The organism is Rhodanobacter koreensis, assembly GCF_054782855.1.
The window spans coordinates 1-831 of record NZ_BAAGRR010000005.1; the positions used below are offsets into that span (position 1 = coordinate 1).

General features: G+C 64.7%; 1 protein-coding gene. It reads right to left on the reverse strand.

All coding sequences use genetic code 11. From position 1 onward, the window contains the following. Position 1 precedes the first annotated feature (1 nt). A partial coding sequence (locus ACYVKM_RS12180; protein WP_460877889.1) for an elongation factor Tu occupies positions 2–831 on the reverse strand: 830 nt, incomplete at its 5' end.

Here is an 831-nt window from a genome sequence, read left to right on the forward strand (position 1 = left end):
CTTACTTGATGACCTTGGCCACGACGCCGGCGCCGACGGTACGGCCACCCTCGCGAATCGCGAAGCGCAGACCCTCGTCCATCGCGATCGGGTGGATCAGGCTCACCACCATCTTCACGTTGTCGCCCGGCATCACCATCTCCACGCCGTCCGGCAACTGGCAGGCGCCCGTCACGTCGGTCGTGCGGAAGTAGAACTGCGGACGGTAACCCTTGAAGAACGGCGTGTGACGGCCACCCTCGTCCTTCGACAGCACATACACCTCGGCCTCGAAATCGGTGTGCGGGGTGATCGTGCCCGGCTTGGCCAGCACCTGGCCACGCTCCACGTCGTCACGCTTCAGGCCGCGCAGCAGCAGACCGGCGTTGTCGCCCGCCTGGCCCTGGTCCAGCAGCTTGCGGAACATTTCCACGCCGGTGACCGTGGTCTTCTGCGTGTCGCGGATGCCGACCACCTCGATCTCGTCGCCGACCTTGATGATGCCGCGCTCGATACGACCGGTCACCACGGTGCCGCGGCCCGAGATCGAGAACACGTCTTCCACCGGCATCAGGAACGGCTTGTCGATCGTGCGCACCGGCTCCGGGATGTAGCTGTCCAGCGCATCGACCAGCTTGATGATCGCCGGCACGCCGATTTCGCTCTGATCCCCTTCCAGCGCCTTCAGCGCCGAACCGTGGATGATCGGCGTGTCGTCGCCCGGGAAGTCGTACTTGCTCAGCAGTTCGCGCACTTCCATCTCGACCAGCTCGAGCAGCTCGGCGTCGTCCACCATGTCGGCCTTGTTCAGGAACACGATGATGTACGGCACACCGACCTGACGCGACAGCA